The sequence below is a fragment of the Providencia rettgeri genome (assembly GCF_001874625.1).
In the GTDB taxonomy this organism is placed as follows: Bacteria; Pseudomonadota; Gammaproteobacteria; order Enterobacterales; family Enterobacteriaceae; genus Providencia; species Providencia huashanensis.
Genome location: NZ_CP017671.1, coordinates 4,415,197 through 4,436,915, shown reverse-complemented (window position 1 = coordinate 4,436,915; position 21,719 = coordinate 4,415,197). Strand labels below are relative to the sequence as shown.

Annotated in this window: 18 protein-coding genes and 1 pseudogene; 8 read left to right on the top strand and 11 right to left on the bottom strand. The window is 40.3% G+C overall.

Translation table 11 applies throughout. From position 1 onward, the window contains the following. Positions 1–91: 91 nt before the first annotated feature. A complete protein-coding gene (locus tag RB151_RS20530; RefSeq protein WP_048605818.1) occupies positions 92–652 on the bottom strand; it encodes a YtfJ family protein in 561 nt (186 codons plus the stop codon). Between the two features lie 299 nt (positions 653–951). Here RB151_RS20530 and RB151_RS20525 point away from each other — a divergent pair, with 299 nt between their 5' ends. Continuing rightward, positions 952–1,158: a DUF1107 domain-containing protein gene (locus RB151_RS20525; protein ID WP_071548698.1), complete on the top strand. Its 207-nt coding sequence runs from the start codon at positions 952–954 to the stop codon at positions 1,156–1,158. An 80-nt stretch (positions 1,159–1,238) separates the two neighbouring features. On the opposite strand, the gene RB151_RS20520 is transcribed toward RB151_RS20525, so the two are convergent. Together RB151_RS20520 and msrA are read right to left on the bottom strand one after the other, a co-directional pair. Continuing rightward, a complete protein-coding gene (locus tag RB151_RS20520) occupies positions 1,239–2,606 on the bottom strand; it encodes a hemolysin family protein (protein ID WP_042845776.1) in 1,368 nt (455 codons plus the stop codon). Positions 2,607–2,918: 312 nt separating this feature from the next. After that, positions 2,919–3,560, bottom strand: coding sequence for a peptide-methionine (S)-S-oxide reductase MsrA (gene msrA, locus RB151_RS20515; RefSeq protein ID WP_042845775.1), 642 nt, complete (start codon positions 3,558–3,560; stop codon positions 2,919–2,921). Positions 3,561–3,693: 133 nt separating this feature from the next. Here msrA and tamA point away from each other — a divergent pair, with 133 nt between their 5' ends. The 3 genes from tamA to RB151_RS20500 are packed head-to-tail and all read left to right on the top strand — an operon-like array spanning position 3,694 to position 9,560. Then, the gene (gene tamA / locus RB151_RS20510) at positions 3,694–5,436 is read left to right on the top strand and encodes an autotransporter assembly complex protein TamA (protein ID WP_071548697.1); all 1,743 of its coding nucleotides are present in this window, start codon (positions 3,694–3,696) and stop codon (positions 5,434–5,436) included. Then, positions 5,433–9,209 (top strand): autotransporter assembly complex protein TamB, encoded by a 3,777-nt coding sequence (gene tamB / locus RB151_RS20505; protein ID WP_071548696.1) that lies wholly within the window; start codon positions 5,433–5,435, stop codon positions 9,207–9,209. The genes tamA and tamB overlap by 4 nt, the downstream gene beginning before the upstream one ends. Positions 9,210–9,212: 3 nt before the next feature. Then, positions 9,213–9,560, top strand: coding sequence for a gamma-glutamylcyclotransferase family protein (locus RB151_RS20500; protein WP_042845772.1), 348 nt, complete (start codon positions 9,213–9,215; stop codon positions 9,558–9,560). A gap of 90 nt (positions 9,561–9,650) precedes the next feature. On the opposite strand, the gene ppa is transcribed toward RB151_RS20500, so the two are convergent. Both ppa and fbp read right to left on the bottom strand, forming a co-directional pair. Beyond that, positions 9,651–10,181, bottom strand: coding sequence for an inorganic diphosphatase (gene ppa / locus RB151_RS20495; protein ID WP_042845770.1), 531 nt, complete (start codon positions 10,179–10,181; stop codon positions 9,651–9,653). A gap of 211 nt (positions 10,182–10,392) precedes the next feature. After that, a pseudogene (gene fbp / locus RB151_RS20490) lies at positions 10,393–11,399 on the bottom strand (class 1 fructose-bisphosphatase). A gap of 164 nt (positions 11,400–11,563) precedes the next feature. Between fbp and mpl the strand changes: the two are divergent. After that, on the top strand, positions 11,564–12,946 hold the full coding sequence (gene mpl / locus RB151_RS20485) for a UDP-N-acetylmuramate:L-alanyl-gamma-D-glutamyl-meso-diaminopimelate ligase (RefSeq protein ID WP_071548695.1): 1,383 nt from the start codon (positions 11,564–11,566) through the stop codon (positions 12,944–12,946). Positions 12,947–13,027: 81 nt separating this feature from the next. Here mpl and RB151_RS20480 read toward each other — a convergent pair whose 3' ends face one another. From RB151_RS20480 to argR, 4 genes are all read right to left on the bottom strand, one after another. Further along, on the bottom strand, positions 13,028–14,203 hold the full coding sequence (locus RB151_RS20480) for an anaerobic sulfatase maturase (protein ID WP_071548694.1): 1,176 nt from the start codon (positions 14,201–14,203) through the stop codon (positions 13,028–13,030). 1 nt (position 14,204) lies between these two features. Next, positions 14,205–15,929, bottom strand: a complete 1,725-nt coding sequence (locus RB151_RS20475) for an arylsulfatase (RefSeq protein WP_071548887.1) — start codon at positions 15,927–15,929, stop codon at positions 14,205–14,207. Between the two features lie 105 nt (positions 15,930–16,034). Further along, entirely contained in the window at positions 16,035–16,448 is a 414-nt protein-coding gene (locus RB151_RS20470) for a DUF6122 family protein (RefSeq protein ID WP_052219328.1), read from the bottom strand. An 83-nt stretch (positions 16,449–16,531) separates the two neighbouring features. Further along, complete coding sequence (gene argR / locus RB151_RS20465) at positions 16,532–17,002, bottom strand: transcriptional regulator ArgR (protein WP_042845763.1); 471 nt, start codon at positions 17,000–17,002, stop codon at positions 16,532–16,534. A gap of 494 nt (positions 17,003–17,496) precedes the next feature. Between argR and mdh the strand changes: the two genes are divergently transcribed. Beyond that, positions 17,497–18,435: a malate dehydrogenase gene (mdh, locus tag RB151_RS20460; RefSeq protein ID WP_042845761.1), complete on the top strand. Its 939-nt coding sequence runs from the start codon at positions 17,497–17,499 to the stop codon at positions 18,433–18,435. A gap of 467 nt (positions 18,436–18,902) precedes the next feature. On the opposite strand, the gene RB151_RS20455 is transcribed toward mdh, so the two are convergent. Beyond that, complete coding sequence (locus RB151_RS20455; protein WP_042845755.1) at positions 18,903–19,175, bottom strand: helix-turn-helix domain-containing protein; 273 nt, start codon at positions 19,173–19,175, stop codon at positions 18,903–18,905. 513 nt (positions 19,176–19,688) lie between these two features. On the opposite strand from RB151_RS20455, the gene RB151_RS20450 reads away from it, so the two are divergent. Continuing rightward, a complete protein-coding gene (locus RB151_RS20450) occupies positions 19,689–20,036 on the top strand; it encodes a DNA-binding protein (RefSeq protein WP_042845753.1) in 348 nt (115 codons plus the stop codon). Positions 20,037–20,169: 133 nt separating this feature from the next. Next, positions 20,170–20,532, top strand: a complete 363-nt coding sequence (locus RB151_RS20445; protein ID WP_042845752.1) for a DNA-binding protein — start codon at positions 20,170–20,172, stop codon at positions 20,530–20,532. A gap of 30 nt (positions 20,533–20,562) precedes the next feature. On the opposite strand, the gene ispB is transcribed toward RB151_RS20445, so the two are convergent. Then, positions 20,563–21,534: an octaprenyl diphosphate synthase gene (ispB, locus tag RB151_RS20440; protein ID WP_042845751.1), complete on the bottom strand. Its 972-nt coding sequence runs from the start codon at positions 21,532–21,534 to the stop codon at positions 20,563–20,565. Between the last annotated feature and the right edge of the window lie 185 nt (positions 21,535–21,719).

Sequence of the window (21,719 nt, the reverse complement as noted above, 5' to 3'; positions counted from 1 at the left end):
TAACTGACTATTTTTGTGTTCGCTGTTTTATGATTGGTAATGGGCTTATGTAGTGTGCACTTAAGGGACACTACATAAGATGTATGTCATGTTACTGATTTAAGCTGGAAACAAGTAAACTCATCACTTTTTCAATTTCTTGAGGGTTTAATTCACCATCTTTGAAAAATAATACTTTCCCTTGGTTATTCAATACGATAATTGCGGAGCTTTCAGGTTTTAACCCCCATGCATTTTTGACGACACCGTCACTATCAACAATAAATTGAGAGTAAGGAAACTCTTTTTTACTGTCTTCAACACTATTTTTAACAAATACACCTGTACCGAAAATAGCATCATCCGCATTCACGATAGTCGTGGTTTGATAGGCATCGTGAGGGAGTTTGGCTTGTTTGATAGCTTCTATTAACGGTGCATTAAGTTCTTTCGCTGAAGAGCGGCCTGCAATATGTTGGATAGTGCGTACCTTGCCAATTAATTGCTGGCTTTTCCATGGCTGATTATCCAGTTTCCCTTCATCGTTTATGATGAGCTCCCCCTTGTCAGATACAGAAACGGCAGGAACTGTTTGGTTTAACTGAATATTAGCAGCAGTGGCGGCGGTTGATATTCCGAGTAAAAAAATCGACACTAAAAGATTTTTAATCATATATACCCCTTAAATTTTGCTTTAGCCTTGTTAGAGAGGTGAACCTAAGTACCAATTCTATAATTGATACTTATAGCATAGCTCATCGGATGAGTTTCAAAAGAGAATTTAACATTTTTTTAAAATTCAGAATAAAGACAAGGTTTGTAAGGATTTAACAGTTATTTGACACTGTCATGTTATGTCAGCAAATTGAATAAAACTGCAATTTTAGAACCAAAATGGAAATTTCTGGTCTATGATTATTGTACGGTATGAGTTATTGAATATCGTAAGAACAAAGGGGAGGCTAAGTTCTAATGAAAATTTTTAACCGTTATAACCCATTTAAGATTGCTCTTTACGTCAAAACGTTATTCCGTGGCAGGCTCTATATTAAGGATTTTGGGGCATTTGAGTTTAATTATGGGAAAATTTTACCACCTAAAGTCAGTGATAAGCGCCATTACAATGTGATGAGTGAGGTTAACAAACAGGTATTATTATTACAGGTGGAGTTAGGGTAGCGTTAATCAAACTTAGGTTTGGTTAACAATAGCGCCACTCAAGGTGGCGCATTGAAATGAAACGGCTTTGCAACTAAATATTAGTGTTCAGTATCTTTGGTTTGTCGTTTTGCATCAGCCGTTTCAGTCGTGTTTTTTCCCGGTTGTACAATTACTGGTGCTGGTATTGCCGTGAGGCGAGTTACCAGTAGTTGGTCGATTTTGTAGTTATCAATATCGACAACTTCAAACTTATAACCCGCATATTTAACGTAATCTGTACGCTTTGGCATCCTTCTTAACCGGTACATCATAAAGCCTGCGATGGTTTCATAGTTACTAAAGTCAGGGAAATCATCGATATCTAAAATGCGCATGACATCTTCAATAGGGGTTCCCCCTTCAACTAACCAAGAGTTCTCATCACGTACCACAATTTGTTCTTCTTGCCCTGAGCCAACTAAATCGCCCATTAAAGTAATCATCACATCGTTGATAGTAATGATACCCATAACAAGCGCATATTCATTAAGAATAACGGCGAAATCGACAGCATTCGTTTTAAATGCTTCTAGTGTATCTGACAGGGAAAGGGTATCCGGTATCATTAGCGTATTACGAATATGTACACCGTCTTTTAAACTTAGACTTTGCCCATTCAATACGCGATTAAGTAGCTCTTTGGAATCAACGTAACCAATGACATGGTCAATACCCCCAGCACAAACGAGGAATTTAGAATGTGGTTGAGTTGAGATTTTATGTTTAATACTTTCTTCTGACTCGTCTTTATCAAAATAGATAATACTTTCACGTGGTGTCATCGCTGATGGCACAGTACGAGATTCAAGCTCAAAAACATTCTCAATTAATTCATGTTCTTGCTTACGTAATACCCCAGCGACCGCGCCTGCTTCAACGACGGCAAAGATATCATCAGAGGTGATATCTTCATTGCGCGATATAGGTAACTTGAATAGCTTGAAGATGAGGTTGGCAAGGCCATTAAAGAACCAGACAAAAGGGCTGAGAACCACCAAACAAAAGCGCATTGGATTGACAATACGGATGGCGATTGCTTCGGGTTTCACCATGCCAATACGTTTTGGTGTTAAATCCGCCACTAAAATAAATAAACTAGTCACAATGGTAAAAGAAATGATTGAAGCGATTTGTTGTGCCCAGTTAGGGGATAAAAACTGAATAAATACATCATACAATGCAGGTGAAAAAGCTGACTCGCCCACAATACCTGCAAGAATGGCAACGGCATTTAAGCCAATTTGCACGACGGTAAAAAACATACCAGGCATTTCTTGTAATTTGAGTACTCGGGCCGCGTTAATATTCCCTTCGTCTGCCATTAGCTTAAGTTTAATACGGCGGGAAGCCGCCAATGAAATTTCAGACAAAGAAAAGAATGCGCTAATTGCACATAATAAAAGAACGATCAATAAGCTGTTAATCATAGGTTTTCCTGACACCCTTCAACACTAAGATTGATTCATTTTTAATGATCTCAGTAGGTATCATCTCGGGTAGAAAATATATTCAATAAGTAAATATACAGTAGCGCACTATGCGCAAAATAATTGATATGTTCGATGAGTATAGCATCGGGTATATTTATCTGGCTAGATATTCATCATAAATCATGTTGTAGGGCGGTGTTTACTTTATTGCCTGAGCCGTGTACTCGATTATGCTCAGGTAATTTATTATCTATCTACAACATGATTTATCTAGAATGAAAAACAAATTAAAAACTAATAATTTATGTTTTAATTATTTAATGAGGGGGGTAAGCAAACACCAATACCCCCTAAGCCACAATAACCATTTGGGTTTTTGTATAAATACTGCTGGTGGTAATCCTCTGCGAAATAGAAGGTTTCCAATGGCGTAATCTCAGTTGTAATCTGACGTACATCATTTTGTGCTTTCATTGCTGCTTGGTATGCTTGCAAGGTCTTCATTGCTTGCTGGTCTTGTTCATCGGAAACCGTATAGATGGCTGAGCGGTATTGGCTGCCAATATCGCCACCTTGGCGCATCCCCTGAGCAGGGTCGTGATTTTCCCAAAATAAGGTTAATAATTGGGTGTAATCGATCGTTTGTGGGTCAAAAACGACCCGGACGGCTTCCGCATGCCCTGTTAACCCTGAACACACTTCCTCATAGGTTGGGTTTGGTGTTAACCCACCACAATATCCTGCTGAAGTGGAATAAACGCCAGATTGCTGCCAAAATAGACGCTCTACACCCCAGAAGCACCCCATAGCAAAATAAGCGATTTCCATATTCTTAGGAATAATCTCAATCGAATGATGGTTAACCGCATGATATGGTGAGTAAGTTATAGCGGTTGCTCTGCCGGGCAGAGGTTGTGCAATATTTGCAGAGTGAAATTTATTAAATGGCATAATGATTCCTATGTATATTGACCGCACAAAAAAACTAAAAATAGGGATAAAAACTTGTGTATCCGGCTAATTTTACTCAAAATAAATTGATATGAAGTATTTAGTCAATCGAATAACCACCTTAGGAGTAGGCGTGTCGAAATACCCACTAGCTTGTTTTCTCTGCCTAACTGCGGCACTACCAGTGGCACACGCAGCGAACCTTCGCCTTAATATTGAAGGGCTTGAAGGCCAACTTAATCAAAACGTGCGAGTACAACTTTCTAATATATCTCAAGATGAAGTTGTACCCAATGGTCGTTTTCGAGCCCGTGTTGAGAAAGCAATTCAAGAAGGTTTAAAGCCTTTAGGTTATTATCAACCTTCCGTTGAGTTTAGTTATGAAGAAAAAACCCCGCCTGCTCGTTCTGTATTGACTGCTAAAGTAACTCCTGGAGAACCCATTTTATTGAGAGGGGTGACAGTTGAATTACAAGGTGGTGCAAAAACCGACCCTGACTATGAAAAGATGGTTAAAAAATACACACCAAAACTGGGTATTATCCAAAATGATGGTGAATATGAAGATTTCAAAGGTCGTTTTAGCAGCCTAGCTATTCGTAAAGGTTATTTTGATGCAATGATGGAGAAAAGCCAATTAGGTATTTCTCTTGACCACCATGCTGCTTATTGGGATTTTGATTTTAATAGTGGGGAGCGTTATCGCTTTGGCGCCATTTCTTATCAAGGGTCGCAAATTCGTGAAGATTATTTGAATAATCTCGCTCCGTTTAAAAAAGGGGAATATTACACCTCCGAACAACTCGCTGAGTTTAACCGTCGGTTAGCAGAAACTGGCTGGTTCTCTTCTGCGATTGTCACTCCGGACATCGCAAAAGCGCGTGAGGCGGATTCCGATGTGTTACCTATGGAGGGTGTGATGGTCCCCCGCGCCAAAAACTTTATTGAACTTGGTGGCGGTTATGCAACTGATGTCGGCCCGCGCGTTAAAGCGACATGGAATAAACCTTGGGTCAATTCAAGGGGGCAAAGTTTTACATCAAGTATCAGCCTTTCTCAACCAGAGCAATTGATTGACGCTAGTTATAAAATTCCATTAAAAGCCAATCCTTTAGAGCAATACTATGCCGTTCAAGGCGGTTTTAAACGCACCGATTTAAATGATACACAATCAAATACTACGACTTTAAACGTATCTCGTAACTGGGACTACTCTTCCGGTTGGCAATATGGCGTGAATATGCGTTGGATGCTGAGTAACTTTACCCAAGCTGATGTCACTAATACGACAATGCTATTGTATCCAGGGGCTTATGTTAGTCGCATTCGTCAACGTGGTGGTGTGATGCCAAGTTGGGGGGATAGCCAACGTTATTCAATTGATTATTCGAATAAAATTTGGGGTTCAGATATCGACTTTGCTGTATTGCAAGCTAAAAATGTATGGATAAGAACCCCATGGGAGGGGCACCGTTTTGTGGTGCGAGGTAATATAGGTTGGATTGAAACCAATGATTTTGACAAAGTCCCGCCAGACTTGCGTTTCTTCGCTGGTGGTGATGGTAGTGTACGTGGATATGGATATCAAAAAATCTCCCCAGAAGACAGTAAAGGTAAACTGACAGGGGCATCTAAGCTGGCTGTTGGCTCTGTTGAATACCAATATAATTTCACGGGTAATTGGTGGGGCGCCACTTTTATTGATAGCGGCGAAGCAGTAAATGATATTAAAAAGAGTGATTTTAAAACTGGCGCAGGTATAGGTGTTCGCTGGGTTTCTCCAGTAGGACCGATTAAATTTGACCTTGCAACACCAATCGGTGATTCAAATAACGACAAAATACAATTTTATATCGGTTTGGGGACTGAATTATGAGGTGGTTGAAATGGCTAAAATGGATAAGTCTTTCCATTTTATTAATTCTAGTTCTTATTATTGCGGCATTAAGTTGGGTAATTGGCACCCAATCCGGTCTTCATTTTGCTTTAAATTCAGCGACTCGCTTTGTTCCTGAATTAACGATTGATAAAATAGATGGTGATATCAGTAATTTAACGTTGACTGGCGTGAAGTATCAAATGCCAGGCATTGATGTTAATGCAGGGGGATTACATTTAGCATTACGCCTAGGCTGCCTGAAAAGCCGTGAATTATGTATTGATAACCTTAGCACTGATAATGTAATGGTAAATGTTGATACGGCGCAGTTACCGCCATCAGAAGAAGCACCTGCTTCAGAGCCACTAACTGAACTCAAAGCACCGCTAACCATTCGTTTAAACCAGCTTTCGTTAGTTTCAACTCACGTCAATGTTGATGGTATGGATATTGATTTAGCTAAATTTACCACAGGGGTAACGTGGGAAGATAAAGCTATCACAATTATTCCGACAGATATTATTGACTTGGCAATTCATTTACCTGAAACGCAACAAGATCAGGTGACGGAAGACAAACAACCCGACCCTGTACCGATTAACGAGCAAAAATCGTTAGCAGATGAACTAAAAGAATTGTTCTCAAAACCGCTACTGGCTGAATTACCTGAAATAATTTTACCTGTTAATTTAAATGTTGAGGGGATTAATGCATCGAACTTTCAATTAACTGGTGGGGCTGACGTTAAGATTAACCAATTACATCTTAGCTTGTCTAATGAGGGGCAGCAGGTACTGGTTAAACAGTTAAAAGTTGATGCGCCACAAGGTAATGTGGCTTTATCTGGAACAGCAATGTTGAAAGATAAGTGGCCAGTATCTTTATCAATATTGGGAGAGAGCCGTTTAGAGGATTTAGATGGGCAAAAAATAGATTTGTCTTTAAAGGGCGGCTTAATTGATGAACTAAAATTGGCATTGAATCTGCAAGGCCCAATTAATGCGACGTTAGATGCAGAAACTGACTTATCACAAGCGGATTTGCCAATTTTATTAACACTAAAAAGCGATAAGCTGACATGGCCTTTAGTCGGTGATGCACAGTACCAGTTAGATGGCACACGCCTACGTTTAAATGGCCGCCCATCCGCTTATGATATGTCTTTGCGTTCTGCTATTACTGGGCAAGATCTTCCTCCATCAACCTTACTCTTAGACGCCAAAGGTAATGAAGAGCAAATTAACCTTACGCGTTTACGCTTATCCGCTTTACAAGGGAATGCGGACATCACAGGGGTGGCTGACTGGAGTAAAGCAATCAGTTGGAATGCGGTGCTAACCTTGTCAGGTATCAATACCGCTAAACAATATCCCGAGTGGCCAGCGAAGGTCGATGGTAAAATTGTTACGCGCGGTAGCCTATACGGTGGGAGCTGGCAATTGCAAGTCCCTGAAATTATGCTGGATGGTAATGTAAAAAATAACTTACTGAAAGCGCGTGGGCAGGCAAAAGGCAATGCAGCCGGTCAGTGGGACATCCCTAATTTTAATTTAGCACTAGGCAAAAATAATATTGATGTAAAAGGGACGCTTGCTGATAAATGGAATCTTGATGCAAAAATTAACGCACCTGGGCTCAATGGTCTACTACCCGGTTTAGGGGGGGTGATTGTTGGTGATGTGAAATTACGGGGTAATTTGCAAACGCCAGAAGCGTTAATTGACTTAACCGCTCGCGGTGTGAAATGGCAAAATGATCTCGCTATTGATAACGTGGTTATTAAGGGTAATGTTGCTACTGGTGAGCAGATAAAAGGCGATTTATCCGTTGTCTTACGCCAATTAAAGCAAGGTGATATGGTCATTAGTAACCTGAATCTTGACGCGAAAGGTAGTGAAAAGCAGCATACACTGAAGCTGAATGTTAAAGGTGAACCTGTCTCAGGGCAGTTATCACTCGCAGGGAGCTTTGACCGCCAAACAGAAGTGTGGAAAGGTAACCTGACCAATACGTTATTTGATACTGTTGTCGGTGAGTGGCGCTTGAATCAAGCCATGTCACTTAATTACGCTAATCAAACGCAAGAAGTGACAATTGGTCGTCATTGCTGGGTAAATCCAGATGCGCGTTTATGTGTGCCAAAACCAATTAAAGCAGGTAAAAGCGGCAGTGCTGACATTGTATTAGAACGCTTTGACTTAGCAATGATTAAACCGTTTATGCCTAAAGATACACGTGTTAGTGGTGTCTTTAGTGGCAAAGCAAACGCTATTTGGAAAGACGATGGTAGTATGCCGCAAGTGAAGTTAGATTTACGTGGCAATGACGTTAAAGCAACACAGTTTGTTGAAGGGACGCGCTTACCTATCGCATTTGATACCTTAACGTTAAGTGCAGGGCTCAAAAATGGTAAGGCAGACGTTAATTGGTTGTTTGGTTTGCAGAATAACGGCCAGATGCGTGGCAATATTCAAATTTCAGATATTGAAAAACGCCGTCTGTTAGCGGGTAATGTAGAAATCAATTCGATTACTTTAGATTTAATTAAACCGCTGCTTGGTCAAAAAGAAGTGGCTAATGGCCGCTTGAGTGCCAATTTACGGCTAGGGGGCTCAGCAAATAACCCATTATTAAATGGTAATTTATCGCTTTCTAGCTTAGAAGTTCGCTCAGCGATGATCCCATTTGATATTAAAAGTGGTCATTTAGGTATTAATTTTAATGGCACTAGCTCTGTGATGAATGGGCAAATCAATACACCGGAAGGTTATTTGAATATCGATGGTGATGCTGATTGGCGTAACATTGATGCGTGGCGAGCTAAAATAATGGCGCGTGGTAATAACTTACGGGTTTCTCTGCCACCAATGATTAAGATTGATGTACAGCCGGATATTGTGTTTGATGCATCGCCATCCTTATTAACCTTGAATGGTTCTGTGACAATCCCTTGGGCAAGAATTACTGTTCAGGAATTACCTGAATCTGCGGTTAGCGCATCATCTGATGTGGTTATGCTAGATAGTGATTTAAAACCAATAGAAGAAAAAGCGCCATCAATCCCAATTCAAACCAATCTAGATATTAAAATTGGTAATGATGTTCGGTTAGATGCGTTTGGTTTGAAAGCTCGTTTGACTGGCTTGTTGAAAGTTATTCAAAATAAGCATGGCCTCAGTTTGAATGGTCAAGTTGATATTCCTGCAGGGCGTTTCCGCGCTTATGGGCAAGACTTAATCGTCCGCAAAGGCCAAATACAGTTCTCTGGCCCTGCCGATCAGCCATTCTTAAATTTAGAAGCTATCCGTAACCCAGATAACACCGCTGATGATGTTATTGCGGGTGTTAAGGTAACAGGGCTTGCAGATAAGCCGAAGGTAGAAATATTCTCTGAACCTGCCAAAACGCAACAAGAAGCACTCTCTTATCTGTTAAGAGGGGAAGGGTTAGATAGTGGTGATGCAAATGGTTCACAAATGACATCAATGCTTATTGGCCTTGGTGTTGCACAAAGTGGGCAATTAGTTGGCAAGATTGGTGAAACATTTGGGGTATCTGATTTGGCTGTTGATACCCAAGGTGTGGGGGATAGCTCCCAAGTTGTGGTGAGTGGTAAGATCACTAATGATTTACAAGTGAAGTATGGTGTTGGTATCTTTGACTCATTGGCGACGTTAACGTTACGTTATCGATTGATGCCAAAACTGTATTTAGAAGCGGTGTCTGGTGTTAACCAGGCCTTGGATCTCCTTTACCAATTTGAGTTTTAGATTATGCGTGTAATTGTTTATGGCAGCTTAAGGCAAAAGCAAGGTAATCATCACTGGATGACTTATGCTCAACTGTTAGGGGAGCATAAGCTAGAAGGCTATGAACTGTATGATCTTGGGTTTTATCCTGCGGTGGTTAAGGGGGATGGGGTGATAGAGTGCGAGGTATATCGCATTAACCCATCTATCTTAACAGAGCTAGATGAGCTAAAGAAAAACTCCCAAGATTATGCGAGGGAGCTAATTTCGACGCCATATGGCAATGCTTGGATTTATCTATATAAACATTCTGTTGATGGTCTGCGCCGCATAAAAAGTGGTGACTGGCTTAAACGTAATGAAGAAGAATAAACGTTTAGCCATTTAGGCTTTGTAGTTTGTTAATAAAATAAAAAAGCTCTGGTATTTACCAGAGCTTTTAATAATGACCCTAAGGGAAAATTATTTTTTTGCAGCGCGTTCGAAAGAAGAAATAATTTCTGCTTTAGCGGCTTCTACGTTATCCCAACCGTCAACTTTAACCCATTTACCTTTTTCTAAATCTTTGTAGTGTTCAAAGAAATGGGTAATTTGTGCTTTCAGTAGTTCAGGGATATCGTTCACATCTTTAATGTGGTCGTATTCTTTGCTTAATTTAGTGTGTGGAACAGCAACTAATTTAGCGTCTTCACCTGATTCGTCAGTCATTTTTAAAACCCCAACTGGGCGACAACGAATAACTGAACCCGGCTGTAATGGGTATGGAGTAGGGACTAACACATCAACTGGGTCGCCATCTAAAGACAGAGTATTGTTGATGTAACCGTAGTTGCATGGATAGAACATTGCTGTTGACATAAAACGGTCTACAAACAGCGCGCCAGATTCTTTATCAACTTCATATTTGATAGGGTCTGCGTTAGCTGGAATTTCGATGATAACGTAGATATCTTCTGGCAGATCTTTACCTGCCGGTACATTGTTCAGGCCCATTTAAGTGTATCCTTTGTGTGAATAATGAATTTACCTACTGACTTTTAAGCTGCTGGTGGAAACGGTATTAATGACTTATTTCCATGCAAGTTAAATCTCAGGGTAGATAACGTGGGGACATTATAGCCGTAAAAGGGGGGAAAACTCACTAGTTGGAGAAAAAAAGGGGCAAAAAAGGCGGGAAGCCCCGCCTATTAGCTAGTTATATGAATTATTCGGTGTCAGGGAACTCACGCATGAATGATTCTGCTTTCTCCACCATTGACTCTGTTCCTACGAAGAAAGGAGCACGTTGGTGTAATTCACTAGGGATAATATCCAGGATGCGGTTAGCGCCATCGCTTGCTTTACCGCCGGCTTGTTCAGCTAAGAATGCAATAGGGTTGCACTCATACAGAAGACGCAGTTTACCATTTGGATGGCTTGCTGTACTTGGGTAAATATAAATCCCCCTTTAAGCAAGTTACGGTGGAAGTCTGCGACTAAAGAGCCAATATAGCGGGTGGTATAAGGACGGTTTGTCGCTTTATCTTCTTCTTGGCAGTATTTAATGTACTTTTTAACACCCATTGGGAACTTGATGTAGTTACCTTCGTTGATAGAGTACATTTTACCTTCTGATGGGAACATGACTTTCTCATGAGAAAGGCAGAAAACACCTAAAGAAGGGTCGTAGGTAAATGCATGGACGCCAACGCCAGTGGTGTATACCAACATAGTAGAAGAACCGTAAACAACATAACCGGCAGCAACTTGGCGATGACCTGGCTGTAGAAAATCCGCTTCAGTAACTGGTTGCCCAATTGGTGTAATACGGTGATAAATTGAGAAAATTGTCCCAACGGAAACGTTTACATCGATATTTGAAGAACCATCTAATGGGTCCATTAAAACGACATACTTTGCGTTTTCAGCACGATCTCCTTCGAAAATGACAATTTCGTCTTCTTCTTCAGAGGCGATACCGGCAACTTCTCCGCGGGCTTTTAAAGCCGCTTTCAGTTTTTCGTTTGCATACAGGTCTAGCTTCATCTGGACTTCGCCTTGAATATTCGAAACACCATTGGTGCCAAGAATATCTACCAGCCCAGCCTTGTTAATATCACGATGGATAATTTTAGCGCCCAGTTTGATTGCTGATAGTAATGATGTCAGCTCACCTGTTGCATGAGGAAAATCTTGTTGCTTTTCGACGATGAATTCGCCTAATGTTTTCATGACGAAGGTCCTGAATAAAATTGACAAAGGTTTTGCGGGGTATTGTACCCTCGCGCGCAGAGAGTTTAACTAAATAAAAAAAAGATTAATAGGTTAATGCATTTATAAACCTGCTATTGATGGGTAGAATAGTGACAAACCTCATGCTAATTGGATGAAAAAGAATGCACATACATATTTTAGGTATATGCGGTACCTTTATGGGTAGCTTAGCAATATTGGCTCGTTCTCTAGGCCATAAAGTCACGGGCTCTGATGCAAATGTGTATCCACCAATGAGCACTTTGCTTGAAAATCAAGGCATTGAACTCATTCAAGGTTATGACCCTTCACAACTCGACCCAGTACCGGATATGGTGGTTATTGGTAACGCCATGACGCGTGGTAACCCTTGTGTTGAAGCTGTATTAGAAAGAGGCTTACCTTACACTTCAGGTCCTCAGTGGCTACATGACCATGTATTACCAGAACGCTGGGTGCTCGCGGTGGCAGGGACGCATGGAAAAACCACTACCGCGGGTATGTTAGCGTGGGTGTTAGAAGATTGTGGTTATAAGCCTGGTTTCCTAATTGGTGGTGTCCCCGGTAACTTTGATGTGTCGGCAAAAATAGGGGAAAGCCCATTTTTTGTTATTGAGGCAGATGAATATGATTGTGCATTTTTTGATAAGCGTTCTAAATTTGTTCATTACAGCCCGAGAACGTTAGTCCTGAATAACCTTGAATTTGACCATGCGGATATTTTCGAAAGCCTTGAGGCGATACAAAAGCAATTCCACCATCTGGTTCGTATCGTTCCAGCCAGCGGCAAAATTTTCACACCAGATAATGACAATCACTTAAAACAAGTCATTGGTATGGGCTGTTGGAGTGAACAGGAGCTTGTTGGTGGTGAGCATGGTGAGTGGCAGGCAGTAAAATTGAATCATGATGGTAGCCATTTCGAGGTTTACTATCAACAAGAGAAAGTGGGTGAAGTCACTTGGTCACAAGTGGGCAATCACAATATTCAAAATGCATTGATGGCGATAGCCGCAGCACATCATGTCGGCGTCCCCGCCAAGGATGCTTGCCTTGCTTTGGATAAGTTTATCAATGCACGTCGGCGGTTAGAGCTGCGTGGTGTTGAGAATGGTGTGAGTGTTTATGATGATTTTGCTCATCACCCAACCGCTATCTTGGCAACATTAGAAGCATTACGTAGCAAAGTGGGGGGGACTTCACGCATTATCGCCGTACTCGAACCTCGTTCGAACACCATGAAAATGGGGATTAACAAAAATGATATTGCGCCAGCCTTGGGCCGTGCAGATGAAGTCTTTTTATTCCAACCTGCTAATATTCCGTGGATGGTAACGGATATTGCAGAGAAATGCGTGCAACCTGCTCGTTGGAGCGCTGATATTGACGCTTTGACAAATATGGTCATTGAGACGGCTCAACCTGGCGACTATATTCTCGTGATGAGCAATGGCGGGTTTGGTGGCATTCATGGCAAATTGCTTGCGGGTTTAAAGGCTAAAGCCGAAATAGAATTAGATGAGTAATGGTTTAAACCGTATTTATCTGTAAATAAGCCCCCTATCATAGTTTGTGAGATAGGGGCTTTTGGTTAATACTAACCTTCGTTAAAACCCTATTTTTTGCCGCCATTGTTGAACGCCGCGCATACTACGTTCATATTTCCTTAGCGGTGCCATAACAGTATTAAAAAACTGAAAATAGCCTTCACATAACTTGTTTTTCCCCATCGAATTGATATGCGCTGGGCATCCGCCTTGGCAAACCGCTTTTACCGTACAAGATTGGCATTCTCTGCGGGTGCTTTTATTTTGCCCAAAAGGTAGCTCTATAGAATTGAGGACGAGTTCACTCAAAGGTGTTTGTTCTAAGATGTTGCCAATGTGATGGCTACTATTGATTTGGTGGTCGCAGGCAAATATTTGCCCTTGAGCTTCCATGACCAAGTTAGTACCACAGCGTTCTGAGTGGACACAAGTCTGGCTAACATGGGTAAAATACTGGCTGTAAACGTGCTCAATGTTCATCACATGTACATTGCCAACGTGGCGTTGAGATTTCCAGTGTAAATAGATATCAGTTAAAAATTTTCCCCAATTAGGAGCCGTCAATGTAAATTGATGTTCAAGCGCACTACCTTCGGTCATTAATGGTTGGAATTGAATAAATTTTACACCAAGCTGAATAAAGTGCTCATAGATGGTTTGTGCTTGATTGGCTACGGCATCATGTACAACCGTCAAGATGTTGAATTCAATATCAAACTCTTGTAGAAGCCTTATGCCCTTTAGGACGGCGTTGTAACTACCTTGCTGGCCTTTTTTGTCTAAACGATAGCGGTCATGTATTTCTTTTGGTCCATCTAAACTCACACCAATAATAAAATTATGCTGCTTTAAAAAGCGGCACCATGCAGGGGTGAGCAAGGTACCATTGGTTTGTAGACTATTAGAGATTTTCACATGCTTTGGTGCATATTTTTGCTGCAAATCAATGGCTTTTTTATAAAAATCTAACCCAGCAAGTAGGGGCTCTCCACCTTGCCACACAAAATTAATTTCTTTGCTGTAGGTTGGTTGAGAAGCAATATAATTACGGATAAAAGGTTCTAACATCTCTTTTATCATGGGTTTAGGTCTAGGTAATTGGTCTTCTGGATAATAACAATAATCACATTTCAGGTTACAACCCGCCCCAACAGGTTTAAGCAAAATATGAAAAGGGACAACCGCCCTTGTGGGCGGTGAAAACGAAGAAAGGCTATCATAAAAGGCGATTTTCATATTATTCCCCTGATTGATTCACTGAGGGAATAATACGTTTATGCGTTTTGGGGTCGATACCAATATAGTTACCTGTTTTTTCATCATAACCAATATAATCAATGGCTTCTCCTTTGGCTTCAATCACCATGCCAGTTTTAGCAAATTGTTCATATTGCTGACGAAGTTTCTCAAGGATCTTCGGATGTTGTGTTGCAACGTTTTGCGTTTCTAGCGGATCATTTTTTAAATTAAACAGCTCCCATGGCGCCATTTCTGCTTTTGCCGAGTTTGGAACAAGGCGGCGTAGTTTCCAATCACCTTCAACCAAGGCTGCCTGATTATGTAATTCCATGGCAAATGAATAGCGGGTTTTAACGGGGATATCTTGGGTAAAATGTTGTTTAAAGCTAACTCCTCTAATGGGGACTGGGTTGATATTTTTAATTTTTTTATTGGGGTCAATATTGGCAAATTCATATAAGGTTGGCGCGATGTCATAAACGGCCATAGGGGTATTATCAATACTACCCGCTTTATGGATACCAAGGCCTTTGATAATGAAATTGGTATTAATGCCACCCTGTGCGCTAGTAGTTTTATGGTAATTGGCATACGGAGCATTGCTAACATTAGCCCAATGAGGGCCTGCTGAAATAAATGAATTTTTACGGCCTAAGTTTTCGTAGCTATTATCAAATTGCGTCCAAAATGCAGGGTCGCCCTCGTAATAAAAGCCTTGAGCAGGGTTAGCTCCATTATCAGTGGCAAAAATAATGATGGTGTTTTTATCTCGCCCAGTTTCTTTTAGCGTCTGGAATACATTGCCAATTTGCTCATCCATATTAGCTATCATGGCGGCGTAGACTTGCATGGTTTTAGCGGCATAGCGTTTTTCTTCGGGGGTGAGTTGTTCCCATTCTTTATCTAAATCAAGGTGAGGCATCGGCGTTTTATCTGTAATAATCCCGATTTCTTTTAATCGGTTGATTCTCTGCCGGTAAATTTTCCCATAGCCTTCATCATATTGACCGTCAAAACGCTGGGTCCAGTCATCTGGTGCTTGTAGGGGGTCATGGGGAGCCGTGAAGGCTAAATAAGCAAAAATGGGCTGTTCACTGGGTGTTTCTTTGATCCATTTTTCAAGTTGTTGTGCATAAGCTTCGCTGGAGTAAAAATTCGCAGGTAAAGCGGTTTTCTTACCATTTAACGTGTAATAGGTATGGAAACTTTCAACGGTACCAAGAGGAACTGCATCATCAAAATGGCTAGTGCCACCTCCCATAAAGGCAAAAGCTTGGTTAAAACCCCTATCGGTTGGCTTGGAGCCAGAACTGTAGCCTAAGTGCCATTTCCCTGACATCAGTGTGTTATAGCCAGCATCTTGGAAACGCTCGGCCATGGTAACAACGCGATCAGTTAGCCGTAATTCATAGCCTGGTTCACCGACTGTATTTTCGTACCACCACATTCCACCGATACCAGCTTGCTGATTGGTGGCGCCAGTGAGTAGCATGGAACGTGCAGGTGCAGACATTGGTGAGGTGTAATACTGGCTCATTCTGACACCTTGTTCTGCCATTGTTTGTAAATTAGGTGTCGGGATCTCACCGCCAAAAGGACTGATATCGGAATACCCCATATCGTCGGCGATAATGATTAAAATATTAGGTTTTTCAAGGGGGGCGCTGTAAGCAAAGTTTGATATTGCACTGCTTAATGCAACGGCTAATAGTGTTTTTTTGATCATTCCACGGCCTCAATTGTTAATAAATTGTTTCATTAACATTAAATATTGTTGCTATGGATGACTATCGTTCTTTGGGATTATATCTATGGTATAAATGAAAGCTTAATTAACACTCAAGGAAGGCACAGAAATAGGGCATTGTGTGACAGCTAAGCTCAACGTGATTGGGGCATTCATTTCTTTTTTGAGACTGCCCATATAACAATCTAATGAATCTGTAAAAAGATGGAATAAGCAACCTACAGCGACAGCCTTGAGCTTCCATGAAGGCATAAATAATAACACCACATAAGCAATAGCAGCCCAAAGGGAATGAAGAGGATGAAAGCCAATACCGCAACGCTCAGGGTCGAAAATTGGATCTGCTAATAGGTGGTCTAAATCGATAGCCATAGTCGCTATCATGATTAACGCTGCGATCTTCCAATTTTTTCGCCAAAATAAATAAGCAAATAGAATTGGCATCAAAAAATGGAAACCATAATGTACGAGGTTACGGAAAATGTCGAATAACACAGCGAAGTCCCAAAGCAGTTAGGGGGCAGAAAAAACAGAGGGAAATAAGACTTCCCTCTTCATATCAATGAATATCGATAAAATTATAATTCTTGTTCAAACAACGCTAAGATAGCTTCATACAGTTCTTGCGTTGTGAAGTTATTTGCAGGCGTAGAGAAAATCGTGTCATCTCCCGCGATACTGCCTAAAATCCCCTCCGCTTTCCCCAAAGAGTCTAGTAAACGTGCAATAAGTTGTGCGGCACCTGGGCTAGTTCTAATGACGACAACTGAAGGGTTATAGTCAATATCCAACACCAAATTTTTGAGAGGGCTGGTAGCAGTAGGAACACCGGGCTCTGTCGGTAGGCAATACACCATTTCCATTTTTGCATTACGGGTGCGAACCGCACCAAATTTTGTCAGCATTCTGGAAATTTTTGATTGATTGATGTTTTCGAAGCCTTCTTCTTGGAGAGCTGTGACAATTTCAGCTTGTGAGCTGAATTTCTCTTCTTTCAATAGGGCTTTAAAAGCCTTAACCAAGTCTTCTTGTTTAGACGGAGTGCGCATAATTAACCCATTCTTCGGCATTAAACTGAGTTGTATTATCCGTAAAAGTGCATTTTTATGCAACAAAATTGCGTTATGATGATTTTATAAACAGTATTCAATGTGCCCTTGAGTTAAAGAGCCATGGAGAGGTTAATGATAAACATTAATTTATCTTGTTTGCCCATAGTTAAGCGTCAGCATAATAGGCTAATGAACTTACGCAATAAATATTGTAAAATTATTGTTAATAAAAATGATTTTGTTTGAATAATAAACAGTAAAAACAACTTATTGTGCGAAAATCAATAGTAAGAAAAACTATTTGTTAAAAAAGTGCCCGTTATCTCATTAACAGATAAGGAATTTGTTTAGAATACTGGCAATTAGTAGACAAGTTCTCTAGCGTTAAACTCTCTCTCTATCTGTTAACAAATTGTTTTTTATACGTAATGTGTTAAGTGTATAACAAATAAAGTGATATCTTTTTAAAGTACAAATTAAGGAGTTTCAGAATGAAAGTTGCAGTCCTAGGTGCAGCAGGTGGTATCGGTCAGGCTCTAGCCCTTCTTCTCAAAAACCAGCTCCCAGCAGGTTCAGAACTCTCCCTCTACGACATCGCACCAGTAACGCCAGGTGTTGCTGCTGACTTAAGCCACATCCCTACTGATGTTAAAGTAACAGGTTTTGCTGGTGAAGATGCAAAACCGGCGCTAAAAGGTGCAGATATTGTTCTTATTTCAGCGGGTGTTGCGCGTAAACCAGGCATGGATCGCTCTGACCTGTTTAATATTAACGCGGGTATTGTTCGTAATCTGGTCCAACAAATCGCTGAAACTTGCCCGAAAGCGTTAATTGGTATTATTACTAACCCTGTGAATACTACAGTTGCAATTGCAGCAGAAGTACTGAAAAAAGCAGGTGTTTACGACAAGAATCGTTTATTCGGTGTGACAACACTGGATATTATTCGTTCTAATACTTTTGTTGCTGAATTAAAAGGCAAAAATGTCAATGACATCGAAGTTCCTGTAATCGGCGGCCACTCAGGTGTGACAATTCTTCCTTTATTATCACAAATTGAAGGTGTTAGCTTCACTGACGAAGAAGTTGCAGCTCTGACTAAGCGTATCCAAAATGCAGGTACAGAAGTTGTTGAAGCTAAAGCTGGTGGCGGGTCAGCGACTCTGTCTATGGGCCAAGCAGCAGCACGCTTAGGCTTATCTTTAATTCGCGGCCTACAAGGCGAAAGCAATATTGTTGAATGTGTTTACACCGAAGGTGATGGTGAGCACGCACGCTTCTTCGCACAACCAGTTGTTTTAGGTAAAAATGGTATCGAAAAACACTTACCAGTGGGTAAATTAAGTGCGTTTGAAGAAAATGCGCTAAAAGAAATGTTAAGTGTATTAAAAGCAGACATTGAGTTAGGCGAAAAATTTATTAACGGCTAATGCCAATTAATTTTTTCTAACTAAAAAAAGGTTGAGTTCAAGTCTATAGAACTCAACCTTTTTATTTTTTGTCACGCCACGCCAGGGTATTCTTCACCTCATGTACTGACTCCAATGAAGATCTATGAGTACTTATTTCCCATAGTAATGGATGCAAAATAGACGCCAGCCAATATTGTATAGGGGCTAATTGTTTTACTCATTTATAATCGATGATGTAAGCAAGTGGTTTTTGGCTGCTTAATGATATGGGGCATCTTATTGTTAGTTAATGGGCTGTAGGGGAAATATTGAGATTGCAAATCGAGTGAAGAAATATAGATGACTTAATATAACGCCCCATCAATAAGGTTTTTGGGTTTAGATAAAAATTGTCTCAACTTAATCAATTAGTATTAATCAGTTAGTATAAGAATATAAAGCCACCGATAATAACTCATAACAATGGCTTTATATTCATTATTTTTTTAGCTTTCTACTTGTGTTTTATCTCTGACTTTCCTTTCTAATAAGTTCCCCGAGATAGGGTCATAATACCGACTAGGCCAAATTTCAGAAGGATGGATACCTAAAAAATTGGCAATGATCCATTCCCCTTTAGGCCAAGGGCGTGATAGTGCATTCGCTAACGTAGAAGAGCTAAGACCTGCCTCTCTAGAAATAGCGGCCAGAGTTGTTCCACGCTTACGTAAAGCGGCGATGATGTCTGCTGGATGCCAGTCCGACTTCCGTAAAATCATTTTTTAGTCCTTTTTTCGCTCAGAATAATGTAGAGTTAATGGTACGAGTAACGGGAAACTGTGATACATTCAGTACAAACTCCCTGTTATTGGAAATAAAATAACAGAAATTTCCCAAAATAATTTCCAGTTTTTTCTAAAAACTTCATTTTATGAAACTGTCGGGGTTTTTGTGAAACTAAATAGAAAGTCAGTGTTAATAATTGTGAATTAGGATAAAACTTTGAAATTAAAACTAACTCTTTCGAGTTAGTAGTGGAAATGGCGTATTTAATGTTATCCGTTACTTGTATTAGTAATATATATAAATTACTCAATAAAATTAGTTAAATTATTAGCGAGTAAATCATTTAATTATCTGTTATTAAAAGAAATTAGAATACTAATAACAAATATTATTTGTATATTATTATTTGCAGTTATAAATAAAATGAATGAGTTAATGTTTTTAAGAAAATATAGATAGTTTTCAGCAACTAGAAATAAATTGTCATCATGACTAGGAGGGTCAGCATGTACAAGGAATGGCTAACTGCAAAGGAGTTGGTCGGGTTGCAAGGGCTTCCCATGACGACTCAAGGCATAAATGCGATGGCAAGGCGAGAAAATTGGGTCAGCCGTAAAAGGCGGGGGATTCAAGGAAAAGCGTTGGAATATCATATTAGTTCTTTGCCTATCGATATTTTTGAAAGCCAGTTTGTGAATGAAACTTCTGCACCTTATCAAGTCAAACGAAATGATAATTCGTTTATTTGGCAGGAGGCATATAACCAGCTTTCTAACGAGGAGCGTGACATTATTTTGACATTCATTATGCGTGAAGGGGCTTTAGCACTAATCGATTTAATTAATAATAAATAGTTTACAAATACTTAAGATGCAAATAATTAGTATATAAAAATAATATTATATTGAGTCTAAAATTTTTTTAACAGTTGACGATTTGGTAAAGCTGCAACAGCAGGTTTCATAATATAAGCGTGAAAGTGAAAATATGAAAAAATTGTGGTTCACTGCAAAAGAATTAGCAGGGCTAGAAGGTCTCCCTACATCGCCTCAGGGGGTAAACCTAATGGCAAGACGAGAAGGCTGGAAGCATCGTCGCAAACGGGGCGTTCAAGGTAAGGCTGTTGAATATTATGTAGAGAGCTTACCTGATGAAATTCAAGGGCAACTCAGTTTATGTGAGCCATCGGTGACTTACCAAAGCCAAAGAATAGATGCACTGCAAATTTGGTCAGAAGCCTATTACCAATTGACGGAGGCTGAACGCAATAAAATTGTCAAACATATCTTGCGTTACGGCTTATCATCACTTCTTGCTCAAATTGGTGAAGAAGAGAAAGAGGAAAAATAACTCCTCTTTCTCGCATCGCATGAGTGAATCTTAGGAATGGCGTTGTATGGCAATGTGCGCTAGGCCAATTAATGCTTCTTTATAGATAGAATCATCAATAACATCTAGCATATCAATGGCTTTTTGTGCCTCTTCTTGTGCGCGGGCATAGGTATACTCAAGGGAGCCACAACGTTTCATCGTTGCGAGGACGGTATCTAATAAGTGGCGTCCATTGCCTTGCTCGATCGCTTGGCGGATCAAAGCAGATTCTTCTTCATTACCATGTTGCATGGCGTGAAGAAGAGGGAGCGTTGGTTTACCCTCATCAAGATCGTCACCTGTATTTTTACCTAATTGCGCATTATCTGCATCGTAATCCAAAAGATCATCAATGAGTTGAAATGCCGTACCAATATAACGACCATAATCTTGCAAGGCTTTTTCTTGCTCTGGCGTCGCATTGGCTAAAATAGCAGAAGCATGAGCTGCAGCTTCAAATAAACGCGCCGTTTTACTGTAGATCACTTGCATGTAGTTTTCTTCAGTAATATTGGGATCGTTACAGTTCATCAACTGTAATACTTCCCCTTCGGCGATCACATTAGTCGCTTCAGACATCAGCTTTAACACCCGCATTGAATCAAGATCTGTCATCATCTGGAAGGATCGAGTGTAAATAAAATCACCGACAAGAACACTTGCCGCATTACCAAAAACGGCATTAGCGGTTTGTTTTCCACGACGCATATCGGATTCATCGACAACATCATCATGCAATAACGTTGCGGTATGAATGAACTCGATCAAGGCTGCGACTTGGGTATGCTTATGACCAGAATAGCCGAGTGCTCGCCCTGCAAGCACAGCGATCATTGGCCGGATCCTTTTGCCACCACCACTGACAATGTAATAACCAAGTTGGTTAATTAGCGCAACATCTGAATTCAATTGACTGAGAATAGCCTCGTTTACCGCAGACATATCTTCAGTTGTTAGTTCAATAATAGATTCTAAATTCATCGTAATTTATTCATATTATTAGTTTTTGGTTCATTCCCTGAATAAAAAATCGGGAGACCGATATAACAGTTATGGTATTAGCATAACATTATTAATAATAAGATTATCAGGTGTGATGCAAAAAATGTTTAAATAAGTAACAATTGAAGCAATAAGCGTGAAATCAATGCTCAAAAACGGTTATT

Coding starts and splice junctions, on each gene's coding strand:
- RB151_RS20445 (WP_042845752.1), top strand. CDS start 20,170: ATGAAAAAATTGTGGTTCACTGCAAAAGAATTAGCAGGGCTAGAAGGT.
- RB151_RS20450 (WP_042845753.1), top strand. CDS start 19,689: ATGTACAAGGAATGGCTAACTGCAAAGGAGTTGGTCGGGTTGCAAGGG.
- ppa (WP_042845770.1), bottom strand. CDS start 10,181: ATGGGCCTGAACAATGTACCGGCAGGTAAAGATCTGCCAGAAGATATC.
- mpl (WP_071548695.1), top strand. CDS start 11,564: ATGCACATACATATTTTAGGTATATGCGGTACCTTTATGGGTAGCTTA.
- RB151_RS20525 (WP_071548698.1), top strand. CDS start 952: ATGAAAATTTTTAACCGTTATAACCCATTTAAGATTGCTCTTTACGTC.
- RB151_RS20455 (WP_042845755.1), bottom strand. CDS start 19,175: ATGATTTTACGGAAGTCGGACTGGCATCCAGCAGACATCATCGCCGCT.
- argR (WP_042845763.1), bottom strand. CDS start 17,002: ATGCGCACTCCGTCTAAACAAGAAGACTTGGTTAAGGCTTTTAAAGCC.
- RB151_RS20480 (WP_071548694.1), bottom strand. CDS start 14,203: ATGAAAATCGCCTTTTATGATAGCCTTTCTTCGTTTTCACCGCCCACA.
- RB151_RS20500 (WP_042845772.1), top strand. CDS start 9,213: ATGCGTGTAATTGTTTATGGCAGCTTAAGGCAAAAGCAAGGTAATCAT.
- mdh (WP_042845761.1), top strand. CDS start 17,497: ATGAAAGTTGCAGTCCTAGGTGCAGCAGGTGGTATCGGTCAGGCTCTA.
- RB151_RS20520 (WP_042845776.1), bottom strand. CDS start 2,606: ATGATTAACAGCTTATTGATCGTTCTTTTATTATGTGCAATTAGCGCA.
- ispB (WP_042845751.1), bottom strand. CDS start 21,534: ATGAATTTAGAATCTATTATTGAACTAACAACTGAAGATATGTCTGCG.
- msrA (WP_042845775.1), bottom strand. CDS start 3,560: ATGCCATTTAATAAATTTCACTCTGCAAATATTGCACAACCTCTGCCC.
- tamB (WP_071548696.1), top strand. CDS start 5,433: ATGAGGTGGTTGAAATGGCTAAAATGGATAAGTCTTTCCATTTTATTA.
- RB151_RS20530 (WP_048605818.1), bottom strand. CDS start 652: ATGATTAAAAATCTTTTAGTGTCGATTTTTTTACTCGGAATATCAACC.